The sequence below is a fragment of the Ruegeria sp. BC5 genome (assembly GCF_056539205.1).
The window spans coordinates 227,544-240,349 of the sequence record NZ_JBQFUN010000004.1 but is presented as its reverse complement, the minus strand read 5'-3'; the positions used below and the strand labels follow the sequence as shown (position 1 = coordinate 240,349).

At 58.0% G+C, this 12,806-nt stretch carries 13 protein-coding genes; 8 read left to right on the top strand and 5 right to left on the bottom strand.

Annotation, left to right across the window (positions count from 1 at the left end):
- Nucleotides 1-94: 94 nt before the first annotated feature.
- The gene (locus ACR0LY_RS12695; protein ID WP_170350170.1) at nucleotides 95-1,771 is read right to left on the bottom strand and encodes a cytochrome D1 domain-containing protein; all 1,677 of its coding nucleotides are present in this window, start codon (nucleotides 1,769-1,771) and stop codon (nucleotides 95-97) included.
- A 237-nt stretch (nucleotides 1,772-2,008) separates the two neighbouring features.
- Between ACR0LY_RS12695 and ACR0LY_RS12690 the strand changes: the two genes are divergently transcribed.
- The 7 genes from ACR0LY_RS12690 (at nucleotide 2,009) to ACR0LY_RS12660 (ending at nucleotide 8,669) form a co-directional block, all read left to right on the top strand.
- Nucleotides 2,009-3,190: an NnrS family protein gene (locus tag ACR0LY_RS12690; protein ID WP_170350171.1), complete on the top strand. Its 1,182-nt coding sequence runs from the start codon at nucleotides 2,009-2,011 to the stop codon at nucleotides 3,188-3,190.
- A gap of 99 nt (nucleotides 3,191-3,289) precedes the next feature.
- Entirely contained in the window at nucleotides 3,290-3,739 is a 450-nt protein-coding gene (locus tag ACR0LY_RS12685) for a c-type cytochrome (RefSeq protein ID WP_170350172.1), read from the top strand.
- Between the two features lie 16 nt (nucleotides 3,740-3,755).
- On the top strand, nucleotides 3,756-5,123 hold the full coding sequence (locus tag ACR0LY_RS12680; protein WP_170350173.1) for a cbb3-type cytochrome c oxidase subunit I: 1,368 nt from the start codon (nucleotides 3,756-3,758) through the stop codon (nucleotides 5,121-5,123).
- 5 nt (nucleotides 5,124-5,128) lie between these two features.
- Nucleotides 5,129-5,938: a CbbQ/NirQ/NorQ/GpvN family protein gene (locus ACR0LY_RS12675; RefSeq protein ID WP_170350174.1), complete on the top strand. Its 810-nt coding sequence runs from the start codon at nucleotides 5,129-5,131 to the stop codon at nucleotides 5,936-5,938.
- A 9-nt stretch (nucleotides 5,939-5,947) separates the two neighbouring features.
- Entirely contained in the window at nucleotides 5,948-7,870 is a 1,923-nt protein-coding gene (locus ACR0LY_RS12670; protein WP_170350175.1) for a nitric oxide reductase activation protein NorD, read from the top strand.
- Nucleotides 7,867-8,415: a cytochrome c oxidase subunit 3 gene (locus tag ACR0LY_RS12665; RefSeq protein ID WP_170350176.1), complete on the top strand. Its 549-nt coding sequence runs from the start codon at nucleotides 7,867-7,869 to the stop codon at nucleotides 8,413-8,415. The genes ACR0LY_RS12670 and ACR0LY_RS12665 overlap by 4 nt, the downstream gene beginning before the upstream one ends.
- Nucleotides 8,416-8,420: 5 nt before the next feature.
- Entirely contained in the window at nucleotides 8,421-8,669 is a 249-nt protein-coding gene (locus ACR0LY_RS12660) for a cytochrome C oxidase subunit IV family protein (RefSeq protein ID WP_254438746.1), read from the top strand.
- Between the two features lie 56 nt (nucleotides 8,670-8,725).
- Here ACR0LY_RS12660 and hemA read toward each other — a convergent pair whose 3' ends face one another.
- A complete protein-coding gene (gene hemA, locus ACR0LY_RS12655; RefSeq protein ID WP_170350178.1) occupies nucleotides 8,726-9,949 on the bottom strand; it encodes a 5-aminolevulinate synthase in 1,224 nt (407 codons plus the stop codon).
- Nucleotides 9,950-10,127: 178 nt separating this feature from the next.
- On the opposite strand from hemA, the gene ACR0LY_RS12650 reads away from it, so the two are divergent.
- Nucleotides 10,128-10,820, top strand: coding sequence for a Crp/Fnr family transcriptional regulator (locus ACR0LY_RS12650; RefSeq protein ID WP_170350179.1), 693 nt, complete (start codon nucleotides 10,128-10,130; stop codon nucleotides 10,818-10,820).
- Nucleotides 10,821-11,091: 271 nt separating this feature from the next.
- Here the strand turns inward: ACR0LY_RS12650 and ACR0LY_RS12645 are convergent, their stop codons facing one another.
- The 3 genes from ACR0LY_RS12645 to ACR0LY_RS12635 form a co-directional block, all read right to left on the bottom strand.
- Nucleotides 11,092-11,589, bottom strand: a complete 498-nt coding sequence (locus ACR0LY_RS12645; protein ID WP_170350180.1) for a GNAT family N-acetyltransferase — start codon at nucleotides 11,587-11,589, stop codon at nucleotides 11,092-11,094.
- Between the two features lie 81 nt (nucleotides 11,590-11,670).
- Nucleotides 11,671-12,174, bottom strand: a complete 504-nt coding sequence (locus ACR0LY_RS12640) for a porin family protein (protein WP_170350181.1) — start codon at nucleotides 12,172-12,174, stop codon at nucleotides 11,671-11,673.
- Between the two features lie 143 nt (nucleotides 12,175-12,317).
- A complete protein-coding gene (locus tag ACR0LY_RS12635; RefSeq protein WP_170350182.1) occupies nucleotides 12,318-12,620 on the bottom strand; it encodes a hypothetical protein in 303 nt (100 codons plus the stop codon).
- Between the last annotated feature and the right edge of the window lie 186 nt (nucleotides 12,621-12,806).

The following is a 12,806-nucleotide window of genomic DNA, read 5'->3' as shown; positions in this document are numbered from 1 at the left end:
GCCCTGGGTGGCAGGCCGGTGAGTTTGGCTATTTGGTCAAACGAGGAAAGGGCGGACGAGGGGCCCGCCCTTTCCGGTTTTGGTTGCGAACTCGTCAGGTGACGTGGTTCGAACGGTTGTAGACGTTGAATTTGCCGGTCGGAGCATAGAGCCCTTCGATGCGGCCGATTTCTTCCAGCGTCTTGGCGTCGAAGATCACGATCTGACCGTTAGGTTCTTTCGAGTCCGACAGGTTCCACTTGGAAACCCAGACCTCGGTACCATCCGCGTTGAATTCAAAGTGAACAGCGGCGCTGCCTTCGTCTTCGGTGATTTGGATGGTTTTCACGATCTCGCCGGTCTCTTTCGAGATGACCTGCACAGATTGCTGAACTTCAGGTTCCGGGTGTTTGGTCTGGTCAGCCCAGATGTAGTCCGAATTCGGGTGCGTACGGACAAACAGGCCGGGGCCGTCGGTTTCCACTTCGTAGCAGATCTTCCAGGCATCATCCGGGCGGTTTTCCGGATCGTTACCCCAGACGGTCACGGTGCCGACACCAAGGTGAGTTGTACCAGCAACCGGGCCGCAATTCGGGTCGACCCAGTTGGCACCCGGGCCGGGGTGCGGCAACGCGGCTGTGTCGATCATCGCTTCCAGCTTGTGGGTTTCGGTATCGACAACTACCATCTTGTTCGACGCGTTCGCGGCGATCTGGAAGTATCGGCCTGTCGGGTCAAAGAACCCGTCATGCAAGAACTTGGCGCTGTCGATCTTGTCGATCCGCAGGTTGTCCAGATCGGTATAATCGACCTGCCACAACTGCCCCAATTCCTTCACGGCAACGATCCAGGTGGGTTCGTTCGGAGTTGTGTAGATTGCGGCCACACGGGCCTCTTCCACGTAATCCCCGTCCACGTTCACACCGCGGGTTGATACGACCTTGACCGGTTCCATGGTCTGGGCGTCGACGATTGCGAAATGCGGCGGCCAATAGCCCCCACCGATGACGTATTTGCCGTCACCAGAAACGGCAACGTCGCGGGCGTCATAGGCAATCTTGACCTCGGAAACCAACATCTTGTCTGGCGTCTGCCAGAGGTCGATCTTAGTCATCTTGCCGTCACGGCCCATGGTGTACCAGAAACGCCCGGGCTGTTCTGGCTCTTCCAGTGCGTGGTGTTCAGATGCTTTCAGAACGTGAACGGCATAGCCGGTCGGGATGTGTGTCAGAACCTCTTTCGTGTCGCCGTCGATCACGGCCACCTTGCCCACATCGCGTTCGATGACAACAAAGAAGTTTTCCCAGTTACGGCCATGCAGCGGCTCGGTTGGATAATCGGCTTCTTCGACATAGACCTTGCGGGTCGCCATCATCTGTTCAAGCGACATTTCAGGCGGCTTTGGCGGCTCCATCATGATGTAGGTCGCCATGTCCTTTATTTCCTGCTCGGTCATGATGTCCGAGAAGTTGTTCATCCCGCCTTCGGTACCCCAGGCGATGATCTTTTCAAGCCGTTCCTGACCTAGTTTTAGGGTGCCGGATTCGGTTACGGTGCCATCGTCGTTTTTGGTTTTGACCATCGGTTCAAGACTTTTACCGGTGGCACCTTTACGTAGAACGCCGTGACAGCCTGCGCATTGCTCGAAATAAAGTTGTTTGGAGGATTCAAAGGCTTCCTCGCTAAGGGTTGGCTCTTCGGCGAAGGCTGGCGCAGCGACGCTGCCCAGCAGCATCGCCAAACCGACCCCAAAGGCGCGGCCAGTTTTGTTGTAGCTGATTCCAAGTGACATGATCACTCTCCATTTGCGTGGTGAGGCAGGTCCAAGGGTGAGACATCGCGCCCGACGGCTCCTTGACGAAAGTCAACGCCAGGGGCCCATTTCAAGGGTTCGGCAGGAAAAAATGGCGAAAAAAACCGTCATAAAATCTGTGTTTTAGAGGCATGTTTTTCGTGAGGATTGATTTTTGTTAAGTCCGTTGCGCGGGTTGGCTGCTAGGGCTGAAAAAAACGGTTGAGGAGAGCAGCCATGCCCACAATCATCGCCCGCATTCTTGGTGAAGGATTTCGTGTTTTCTTTCTGTCTGCCGGTCTCTACGGCCTGTTTGTCGGCGTGGTCTGGGGGCTGTGGCTGACAGTGCCTTACATGGCGCCGGATTACGGTATGACGCCGCCGATGTGGCACGCGCATGAGATGATTTTCGGCTATGCGACGGCCGCGCTGGGCGGGTTCTTTCTGACCGCAGTACCGAACTGGACCGGCGCCCCCGAGGCGCGGGCGCACTTTATCACTCTGGCTGCCGGGCTGTGGTTGGCCGGTCGGATGGCCATGTGGTTTTCAGGTGTATTGCCGCCAGTTCTGGTTGCGGTGGTCGACCTGGCCTTTGTGCCGGTTCTGGGGGCCAAAATAGCTACGCAGCTGATCCGCCGTCCCAAGCCGCAGAACATGATTTTCCTGCTGTTGCTGAGCTTGATCTGGGTCGCGGACATGATGACACATCTGCAATGGATTGAGGTCACTGAAGGCACTCTGCAAACTGGGCTGCGCGCGGGATTGTTGGCGTTGTGTGCGATGATCGCCATTTTGGGTGGTCGGATTACTCCGGCCTTTACCCGCAATGCCATGAAACGCGCTGGGGTCCCAGAGGCGGACTGGCCGGTTTCGGTCGCCTTGTTCGACAAGGCAGGCATGGTTCTGGCCCTGATCTTGCCGCTGGGTGTTCTGGTGCTCGGTGCAGGGCCGTTGGCCGGGGTTTTGGCGCTTGCCCTTGGGGTGGTTCAGATACTGCGCATGGCCAATTGGCGCAGCCGCTGGGCCGCCCGGCAGCCAATTCTGCTGGCGCTGCATTTGGGTCTAGGCATGTTGGCGATGGGGTTGATCTTGTGGGGGCTGGCAGTGCTGGGTCTGGGCAATGAAATCGCCGCCCTGCACGTATTGGGCATAGGGTGTGTGGGCGGTATGACCCTGGCAGTCATGAGCCGCGCCGCGCTGGGTCACAGCGGCCGTGCACTAATCGCGCCCGCCCCGATGGTCGTAGCCTATGGTCTGATGGCGGTTGCTGCCCTGTCACGCTGGATCGGGGCCGAGCTGAACGCAGGCTATATGGTGGCGATGCTGTTGTCGGACGGCCTGTGGGTCTGTGCCTTTGCGCTTTACCTGATCGCCATGTGGCCTGCGCTGACGGGTCCTCGTACGGGCCGGGAGGGATGATTTTCATTTACTTCCGCCAGCCTTGACTTTCGTTAAGGCCCTCCTACGGCCCAGCCGCCATTCTGGCTAGACAAGCTAAACTGCGCAAAGGAGAGCGCAATGCGAGAAGTCATGACCAAGAGCATGGCTCGCAACATATTCTATGGCGGGTCCCTGTTCTTTATCCTAATATTTCTGGCCCTGTCGGCCCATTCCCACTGGTACATCGTGAATTCCGAGAATTCGGCAAAACTCGATGAAAGTGTGGTTCGGGGCAAGCACGTCTGGGAAAAACACGCGTGCATCAACTGTCACACGATCTTGGGTGAAGGGGCCTATTTCGCCCCCGAAGTCGGCAACGTGATGACACGTTGGGGTGTGCTGGACGACCCGGAATCAGCCTTTGAGTCCCTCAAGGGCTGGATGGAGGCACAACCGACCGGCATTCCCGGTCGTCGGCAGATGCCCAATTTCAACCTCAGCGACGAAGAAATTCGCGACCTGACCAACTTCCTGATCTGGACGGACAATATCGACGCTCAGGACTGGCCGCCCAACGAGGCTGGCTGAGAAAGGGAACGGAGCAATGAAATACGAATCCCAAAAAATCGCCTACGCCTACTTTGCGGTGGCCATGGCCCTGTTCGTGATACAGGTTCTGGGTGGCCTTCTGGCTGGCCTGATCTATGTATCACCAAATTTCCTGAGCGAGCTTTTGCCGTTCAACATCGTGCGGATGCTGCACACCAATGCGCTGATCGTCTGGCTGATCCTGGGCTTCTTCGGCGCGGCCTACTTCCTGATCCCGGAAGAGGCTGAACGTGAAATCCATTCACCCAAGCTGGCCTATCTACAACTGATCATTCTGGTTGTGGGGACGTTGGGTGTGGTGCTGACCTATACCTTCAACCTGTTCGAAGGAAACTGGCTGCTGGGCAAAGAGGGGCGCGAGTTCCTTGAGCAACCCAAATGGGTCAAGGCCGGCATTGTCGTGGCCGCGCTGATCTTCCTTTACAACGTGTCGATGACCGTTCTGAAGGGCAAAAAGACCGCGATCACCAACATCCTCTTGTTGGGTTTGTGGGGTCTGGCGCTGTTGTTCCTGTTTGCCTTCTACAACCCCGGCAACCTGGCCTTGGACAAGCAATACTGGTGGTATGTTGTTCACTTGTGGGTCGAAGGTGTGTGGGAACTGATCATGGCCTCGATCCTGGCCTACCTGATGCTGAAGTTGACCGGTGTTGACCGCGAGGTGGTTGAGAAATGGCTGTATGTCATCGTCGCTGCAGCGCTGTTCTCGGGCATCCTTGGGACAGGTCACCACTACTACTGGATCGGTACACCAGCGTATTGGCAGTGGATCGGTTCGATCTTCTCGAGCCTTGAGGTGATCCCGTTCTTTGCGATGATGGCCTTTGCCTTCGTCATGGTCTGGAAGGGCCGCCGGGACCACCCCAACAAGGCCGCGTTGCTGTGGTCGCTGGGCTGTGCCACGCTGGCCTTCTTTGGTGCCGGTGTCTGGGGTTTCCTGCATACGCTGCACGGGGTGAACTATTACACCCACGGCACGCAGATTACCGCGGCCCACGGTCACCTGGCCTTTTACGGCGCCTATGTCTGCCTCAACCTGGCGATCTTCACCTATGCCATGCCGATCCTGAAAAACCGTGATCCGTATAATCAGGTGCTGAACATGGGTTCGTTCTGGCTGATGACCAGCGGTATGGTCTTCATGACCTTCGTGCTGACCTTCGGCGGAACCGTGCAGACGCACATGCAACGTGTGATCGGTGACTACTTCATGGACGTGCAGGATCAGATCGCGATCTTCTACTGGATGCGCTTTGGGTCTGGTGTAGTCGTGGTCCTTGGTGCGCTGCTGTTCGTCTACTCGATCTGGGTGCCCCGGAAAGAGGTCATCGAACCCGGCGCGGCCGAAACCCCTGCGGAGTAATGCAAATGGATGGCTCCATACAAATGGGAACGGGGGCGGCAAACGCCCCCTTCTACCTGCCCCAGGGCGATGAATGCGATGTGTTCACCGCCGCCTATAACAACGATCTGCCGGTTCTGCTGAAAGGGCCGACAGGTTGCGGCAAGACCCGCTTTGTGGCCCATATGGCCGCGCAGCTTGGCCGCCCGCTTTATACTGTCGCCTGCCATGATGATCTGGCCGCTGCCGACCTGATTGGCCGCTATTTGCTGAAAGGCGGGGAAACCGTCTGGGTCGATGGCCCGCTGACCCGCGCAGTGCGCGAAGGCGCAATCTGTTACCTGGATGAGGTGGTCGAGGCCCGCAAGGACGTGACCGTCGTGCTTCACCCTTTGACTGACGACCGGCGCATCCTGCCGATTGATCGCACCGGCGAAGAACTGGCAGCCGCGCCCGGCTTCATGCTGGTGGCATCCTACAATCCCGGGTACCAGAATATCCTGAAAACCCTGAAACCTTCGACCCGGCAGCGGTTCATTTCGCTGGAATTCGACTTTCCGTCGCCTGAGATGGAGGCCGAGGTTGTCGCCCAGGAAAGTGGCCTGGCGCTTGAACGCTGCAAACCGCTGATCCGGTTGGCGAACAAACTACGGGGGCTCAAGGGTCAGGATCTTGAGGAAGGCGTTTCTACCCGACTGGTTGTCTATGCTGCGACGCTGATCGCACAGGGTATGTCGACGGACCGCGCCATTCTTGCCGCAATGATCGAACCTCTGACTGATGACGAGGATATCAAACGCGGGCTCCTCGATCTTGTCACGGCTGTCTTTGGGTGAGGCCGGCCAATGGTCAAGATCGATTTTGAGCCATGGGAACCCGAAGAAACGATCGGGAAACTGTGGCACACCCTTGCCAGCCGCCTCGATGCACCTGAGGTGCATGTTGGAGCCGCGGTCGACCTTTCTGAGGTCGCGGGGCGGCTGGCAGTCCTCTTCCGAGGGCTTGGGGGTAGTCCGGGCGTTGAATTACGCCCGGTCTCACCCGAAATTTCACGCCACCGGTTAAGCTGGCGTCGCCGCTTGGGAACTGAGGCCGAGCTGATGCCGCGTGCTTCGTTCGATGGCGAGGTATTGCGCCTGCCGGACCGTCTGGCCGTTTTCCCGGCGCGCGAAGCCAACGGCGCGCTATATGTCTGGCTGGCAGCCGTTTCGGCCCATGCCGACACCCGAATTGATGAGGATGACCCCCTGCGGGCCGACCTGCATGCGCTGATCGCTGCGCGACAGATGGTCGAGGCCACGCTGGAAAACGCGCCCGGCTTGCTCCCCCTTTATACCGAACTGTGCAAGGGTCTGCTGCACCAACGTGATATCCCTAACCTGCCGCCGGTCGAAGCCGCGCTAGAAGAACTGGTTCGCCATATGCTGGGTGATCCGGCATCGCTGTCTGCCAAGGCGGAACAGCTGCTGGAGCTGGATGACAGCCTGTCTGCTCCGCGCGGGTATCAGCGTTTTCGCCCGGTCCCCCTGTGGCCCGAACTGCGCGCCGTCGGGTTTTCGGAACATAACGAGGTGGAAAACCCCGATACAGATGGCCCGCCCGAGGAATCGGGTGAGAAAACCCACCGCGCCCGCCGCCGTAAATCTGATCAGGCCGAACGGAAAGACAGCCTGATCCTGCACAAATTCGAGGCGATCCTCAGTTGGGCCGAGTTTCTGAACCTGAACCGCCGGGTCGATGATGACGATCCCGACAATGCCAAAAAGGCGGCCGACGATCAGGAAGAGATCGGGCTGGGCCAAATCTCGAAGGCACCGCCCACCAAGCTGAAGCTGCACCTGGATCTGGCGCCCGAGGATGTGAATCGCGAGCGTCTGTCGGGCCGAATCCTTTATCCCGAATGGGACGTGCGCACCGGTCAGTACTTGCCAGACCACGTGAATGTCCTGTTGTCGGATGCCGATATCCGCGAAGACGCAGCCGAGTTTGGCAAGGACCCGGCCACTGCCCGCCGCATCCGCGCGGTGAAGCGCCAGTTCGAGGCGCTGCGCCCCGGTCGGGTTATGACACGCGGCCATCTGGACGGCGACCAGTTGGATATCGAAGCCGCCGTGCGTGCCGAGACTGAACGTCGGGCTTGTGGGGAAGCCAACGAGCGCATCTGGCAGCAATCCCGTCCCGAAGCTCGCGATCTGGCGGTCTCGATCCTGCTGGATGTCAGCCGATCCACCGAAAGCGCAGTCACAGGCCGCGCCGTGATCGATATTGAACGCGAGGCGCTGGCCGCGTTGGCGTGGGGGTTAAATGCTTGTGGGGATGACTTTGCGATCCACGCCTTCAGTTCTCTGAAACGTCAGCGTGTTTATGTGCAGCGCTGCAAGCGGTTTGATGAGCCAATGGGCGGAACGGTCGAACAGCGAATTGCGTCATTGCGCCCGGGGCATTACACACGGCTTGGGGCGGCAATCCGGCATTGCTCGGCCGATTTGGCGGATCAATCGCGCAAGCGCCGGCTGCTGCTGGTGATCACCGATGGCAAGCCGAACGACCTGGATCACTATGAGGGTCGCCATGGTATCGAAGATACGTGCATGGCCGTCCGCGAAGCGCGTCGCGCCGGGCAATCGGTCTTTGGTGTCACCATCGACAAAACCGGCAAAAGTTGGTTCCCGCGTATGTTCGGGCAAGGCGGTTTTGCGGTGATCCCTGACCCGCACCGCCTGACGATGGCTTTGCCGCAAATCTACCGCCAACTGGTCGGCGCATGAGCGATGCCTCTCTGATCGACGAGCTTCCGGGCGAGTTGCTGATGTGGGTTCTGATCGTCTCGGAACTTCTGGTGTTTGGCGCTGGGATGATCGCCTTTATGGGCGTGCGTCTGACCGACCCGGCGGGTTTTGCCGAGGCGCAGTCACATCTGCATCGCACTGGAGCGGCCTTTAACACAGCGGTTCTGGTCACATCGGGGTATCTGGCCGCACAGGCGCTGCACTGGCGACAGGTCGCGCGGCGCGCGGCGGCGCGCATGGCCTTGATCGGCGCGGCCCTTCTGGGCGTTGTTTTCCTGATCATCAAAGGCACGGAATACGCGGATAAAATGGCGCAGGGGATCAATTATGAAACGCATCCCTTCTTCCTGTTCTACTACCTTCTGACTGGTTTTCACGCGGCCCATGTTCTGGCCGGGGTCGGCATTCTGTTACTGGTGTCCTGGCGGGATGACGCACGCAATATCGAGGCGGGCGCGCAGTTCTGGCACATGGTCGACCTGGTCTGGATCATGCTTTTTCCGGTGATCTATCTGTTGGGATGAGGGCGATGGGGGACAACACTCTGACACGGGCCTGGCTTGCCCTTTTGGGGCTAAGTGTCGGCTCAGCGGTACTGACCTTGTTGCCGGTGCCGGCTGCGGCCATGGGGGGTGGCATTCTGTTGCTTGCGCTGATCAAGACGCGCGTAATCCTTGCGCAGTATCTGGACCTTTCTAGAAGCCCAGCCTGGTTGCGCGGATTCACCATGGTTCTAACCGGGTTTTCGGTGCTGATCTTTGCCCTCTACCTCGTTTGAAGCAGAAAAAAGCCGCCCGATTTGGGCGGCAGTTCTTCAAGCAAGGAGCGCTTTGTCTACTGGGCAGCCATCGGCATCCGCGCGATCTGGCAGCGTTGCCATAGGGCTGACAGCGCGCCGACCAGATGTTCGATATCTTCGTCCGTATGCACCGGAGAAGGGGTGATCCGCAGACGCTCGGTTCCTTTGGGGACAGTGGGGTAGTTGATCGGCTGGATGTAGATACCGAATTCTTCAAGCAGCGTGTCCGAGATGAATTTGCATTTCACCGGATCTCCCACCATCACCGGGATGATGTGGCTGGGGTTGGGCAGATGCGGAATGCCTTCTGCATCCAACCGGGCACGCACCTGCGCCACGCGGGACTTCTGCTGATCGCGTTCGGTATTCGACTGTTTCAGGTGCCGGATCGAGGCCGCAGCGCCCGCCGCAATCGACGGGGGCAAGGCGGTGGTAAAGATAAACCCGCTGGCAAAGCTGCGCACAAAATCACAAAGTGCGGCTGAGGCCGCGATATAGCCACCAACCACACCAAAGGCTTTGCCCAACGTGCCCTCGATCACGGTCAGTCGATCCATCAGACCTTCGCGTTCGGCAATGCCGCCACCGCGCGGGCCGTAAAGACCGACGGCATGAACCTCATCCAGATAGGTCATCGCACCGTATTTGTCGGCCAGATCGCAAATCTCTTGGATCGGCGCGATATCTCCGTCCATCGAATAGACGGATTCAAAGGCGATCATCTTGGGGGCGTCAGGATCGGTAGCAGCCAGCTTCGCCTCGAGGTCTTCAAGGTCGTTGTGCTTCCAGATCACCTTTTGCGCGCGCGAATGCCGGATGCCTTCGATCATCGAGGCGTGGTTCAGCGCGTCCGAGAAAACGATAAGGCCGGGGATTTTCGCAGCAAGGGTGCCAAGGGCCGCCCAGTTCGAAACATAGCCAGAGGTGAACAGAAGCGCTGCCTCTTTGCCGTGCAGATCGGCCAGTTCGGCCTCAAGCAGGACGTGATCGTGTGTGGTGCCCGAGATGTTCCGGGTGCCGCCAGCACCAGCGCCGCACCGGTCCAGCGCGTTATGCATCGCCCCGGTCACCGCCGGATGCTGCCCCATGCCCAGATAGTCGTTCGAACACCAGATACGTACGTCGCGCTGTACCGCCCCGTCGGTTTGACGTGCGTTTGGGAATGATCCGCAGCGGCGTTGCAGGTCGATAAAAACACGATAGTTTCCTTCGTCCCGCAGATCGTCCAGGCTCTGGGTGAAAAATCGCTCGTAGTCCATTATACTGGCTCCCCGGATTGCTGGCTTTGGGCCGAATTTATGTGCATGGTGACGCCTGCAACATGACAATAGTCAAGTTGAAGCAGGAAAAGGCTGGCGCGCCGGGCAGAGCTTTGGCATAGCCTTGCGAAAAAGGACGTACCGGTCGGACGATCGACCAGGGAAAAGGGGAAACTCCGTGGCACACGAAGCACAAAAAGCGATCGCGCGGCAATCGCTTTTGCTCAAGAGTTTGCCGGACCAGCATGTCGATACACTGCTGAGCCACGCAATTTGGCGTAGCTATGATCGGGGCGAAACGATCTTTCTACAGGAAGAAGAGGCCAAGGCCGTCCACGTAGTTCTTGCCGGTTGGGTCAAGTTGTTCCGCATGTCCCCAACGGGGGCCGAGGCAGTGGTCAGCGTCTTTACCCGCGGCGAAAGTTTTGGTGAGGCCGTCGCGCTGCGAAACGTCCCTTACCCCGTTTCTGCCGAGGCCGTTTCGGCCTGCGACGTGATGCATATCCCAAGCCCTTTGCTGTTGTCGTTGATGAAAGAAGACCCCGAGATCGGCGTTTCCATTCTGGCGTCCACGTTCACGCATCTGCATTCGCTGGTGGCACAGCTGGAGCAGCTCAAGGCGCAGACGGGTGCGCAGCGGGTGGCAGAGTTTCTTCTGAACCTGTGTGACGCCAAACCCGATGGCTGCGACGTAGAGCTACCTTATGACAAAATGCTGATCGCCGGGCGTCTAGGGATGAAGCCGGAAAGCCTTAGCCGGGCGTTTTCGCGGTTAAAAACGGTAGGTGTGCAAATCAACCGCAACCACGCCGTAATCTCTGATATCGAGCGCCTGCGGGATTATGCTGAAAGTGATCCGTCGGACAAATGATCAGCCCGACGGGCGTTTCGGGTTTTCCGCGGGGGGCTGAGGATGCTGGTCCTTGTCTGACTGAGGTTTTGTGCCCCCGTATTGCCGCGCATGGGTTGCGACAACCCGGCCCGTGATCCGGTATTTCCAACAGATAAAAGAAGACAGGGCTGCGTTGCGCCCCTTGATACCGGGACAATCAAAAAGCAAAGGATGTTGGGGATGACGGTCTGATCGGGCGACTGATGAAGGTGACCCTCGCTCGAATGGTCCGGGGAGTTGTTTGCGCAGCTCAATGGTACCTGTAGACGAGATCATTGGGGTCATTTCGCTCGGCATTTGAATCCAAAATTCCTCCAAGCCGCTCAGCAAGGCGGCAGGAGCGGAAGTTGTTCGGATCGATATAACTGACGAGCGACTGGGTTACGTTCCATGTACAGGCCCAATCTCGCAGCGTTCGCGCAGCTTCAAACGCATAGCCTTTTCCTTCGGCATCAGCATAGACAAACCAGCCCAATTCGGGTTCGGGGAAAAGCGGTCCGGAGTTGATGCTAACCTGCCCAAGGCACGCTCCTGAAACACGGTCTTCCATCATCAGTGCCCCGTGCCCCATGAGGGTCCACTGAGCTATGTCATGACAGAAAATCCCCCAGGTCATGCGGTCAGAGACCGGGCCTCCCATGAACTTTGAGCGCTCTGATGTCATCAGCGCAAGATAGTCGGGCCAGTCTGCCATTATTGGTGGTCGAAGTAGCAGTCGTTCAGTCTCAAGCGTTGGTATTTCAGTCACCTGGTGGCTCCCGGGAATTGAATTATGAGTGGGGGGCAATTGACTGTCCCCTGCTTGTGTCAGGTTCTCAAACGCCTTCTGTCAGAACTTGTAAGACACCCGAAGCGCGACAGAGTCAGCTGTGATGTCGTCAGCTGACGTGTCATATGTGTCTCTCAGGTACTCAAGGCCGACCAGAACTCTGTCCGTTGCGCGATACGTAACGCCAACGCCAGCAGAGTAGCCATCTTCACTGATGGAACCGCCATCGATGTTCGCATATCCAATGACGCCGTACAGATACGTCCGGCCAAATACGTGTCCGCCTTTGAACTTCAGGCGTATCGTATCGACCTTTTTTGTTTTGTTGTCAGACACAAGCTCAGCGCCCGCATCATAAGTCAGTTCACCGCCAACTACATAGCCGTCAAAATTATGAAGATATCCGGAGTGGAGGCCCAACGCTGCGTTTCCGTTATCGTTTTCGTCTTGGGAAACATCAACCGTGGATAGCTGCAAACCAGCATTGAAGCCGGTCCAGCTTTCGTCTGCCAAACACATTGTGGGAGCCATAGCGGCCAGTGTGATCAATGTTATAGTCTTCATTTTTAGTCCGTTTTCTTGTTTGTGTGGACAGGGGTATCTGCTCGCTGGACCTGCACTATGGTTCAACGGGGATGGCTTGCTGTTCGTCGGGGTGTTGGATTTAACGCCGGCCTATTGCAGGTCGGCGGTGACCCACCCTCAGATCAAAGGATGGGTTTGGGCTTGCTGGTCAGTTGCAGCAGTTTTCCCGCGTCGTCATATCGTGCAGTGACGAGAACCCGCCGCGCATGGGCCACTTCCAAAGGCCCACCGACAACCTCCCAGAGCCCGAAGGTAAAGAGGTCCAGCGTTCCGTGGCCTGCCGCCCGAGCAAGGTTTGGCTTTGTCCGGGGTTCGACGTCATAGACGGCCACCCAATCACCATTGGCTTGTTGCTGTAGCTGCTCAGGCGACCCCAACTGCCGTTCGACATCCATCCGGGTGGCCTCCTGGCTGACTACGCTCAAGTCTGGACCATCACTGCCTTTTGCGGCCATGTTTGCTGCACACCCGCTCAGCGCGACGCCAAGGGTAAACGCGACCACTATTGACCGCACGGGCCAAACACAGTTCGCTGTGCATTGAGCTGGAGTGTTTTCGTTGCGAGGGGATTCCGAAGAATTAGGATTTCCCGATCCCGGAAATTTCCAGAG

Bases quoted from the DNA above. Each gene is read 5' to 3' on its own strand.
- ACR0LY_RS12670 (WP_170350175.1), top strand. From the start codon at position 5,948: ATGGTCAAGATCGATTTTGAGCCATGGGAACCCGAAGAAACGATCGGG.
- ACR0LY_RS12640 (WP_170350181.1), bottom strand. From the start codon at position 12,174: ATGAAGACTATAACATTGATCACACTGGCCGCTATGGCTCCCACAATG.
- ACR0LY_RS12665 (WP_170350176.1), top strand. From the start codon at position 7,867: ATGAGCGATGCCTCTCTGATCGACGAGCTTCCGGGCGAGTTGCTGATG.
- ACR0LY_RS12680 (WP_170350173.1), top strand. From the start codon at position 3,756: ATGAAATACGAATCCCAAAAAATCGCCTACGCCTACTTTGCGGTGGCC.
- ACR0LY_RS12690 (WP_170350171.1), top strand. From the start codon at position 2,009: ATGCCCACAATCATCGCCCGCATTCTTGGTGAAGGATTTCGTGTTTTC.
- ACR0LY_RS12660 (WP_254438746.1), top strand. From the start codon at position 8,421: ATGGGGGACAACACTCTGACACGGGCCTGGCTTGCCCTTTTGGGGCTA.
- ACR0LY_RS12695 (WP_170350170.1), bottom strand. From the start codon at position 1,771: ATGTCACTTGGAATCAGCTACAACAAAACTGGCCGCGCCTTTGGGGTC.
- ACR0LY_RS12675 (WP_170350174.1), top strand. From the start codon at position 5,129: ATGGATGGCTCCATACAAATGGGAACGGGGGCGGCAAACGCCCCCTTC.
- ACR0LY_RS12685 (WP_170350172.1), top strand. From the start codon at position 3,290: ATGCGAGAAGTCATGACCAAGAGCATGGCTCGCAACATATTCTATGGC.
- hemA (WP_170350178.1), bottom strand. From the start codon at position 9,949: ATGGACTACGAGCGATTTTTCACCCAGAGCCTGGACGATCTGCGGGAC.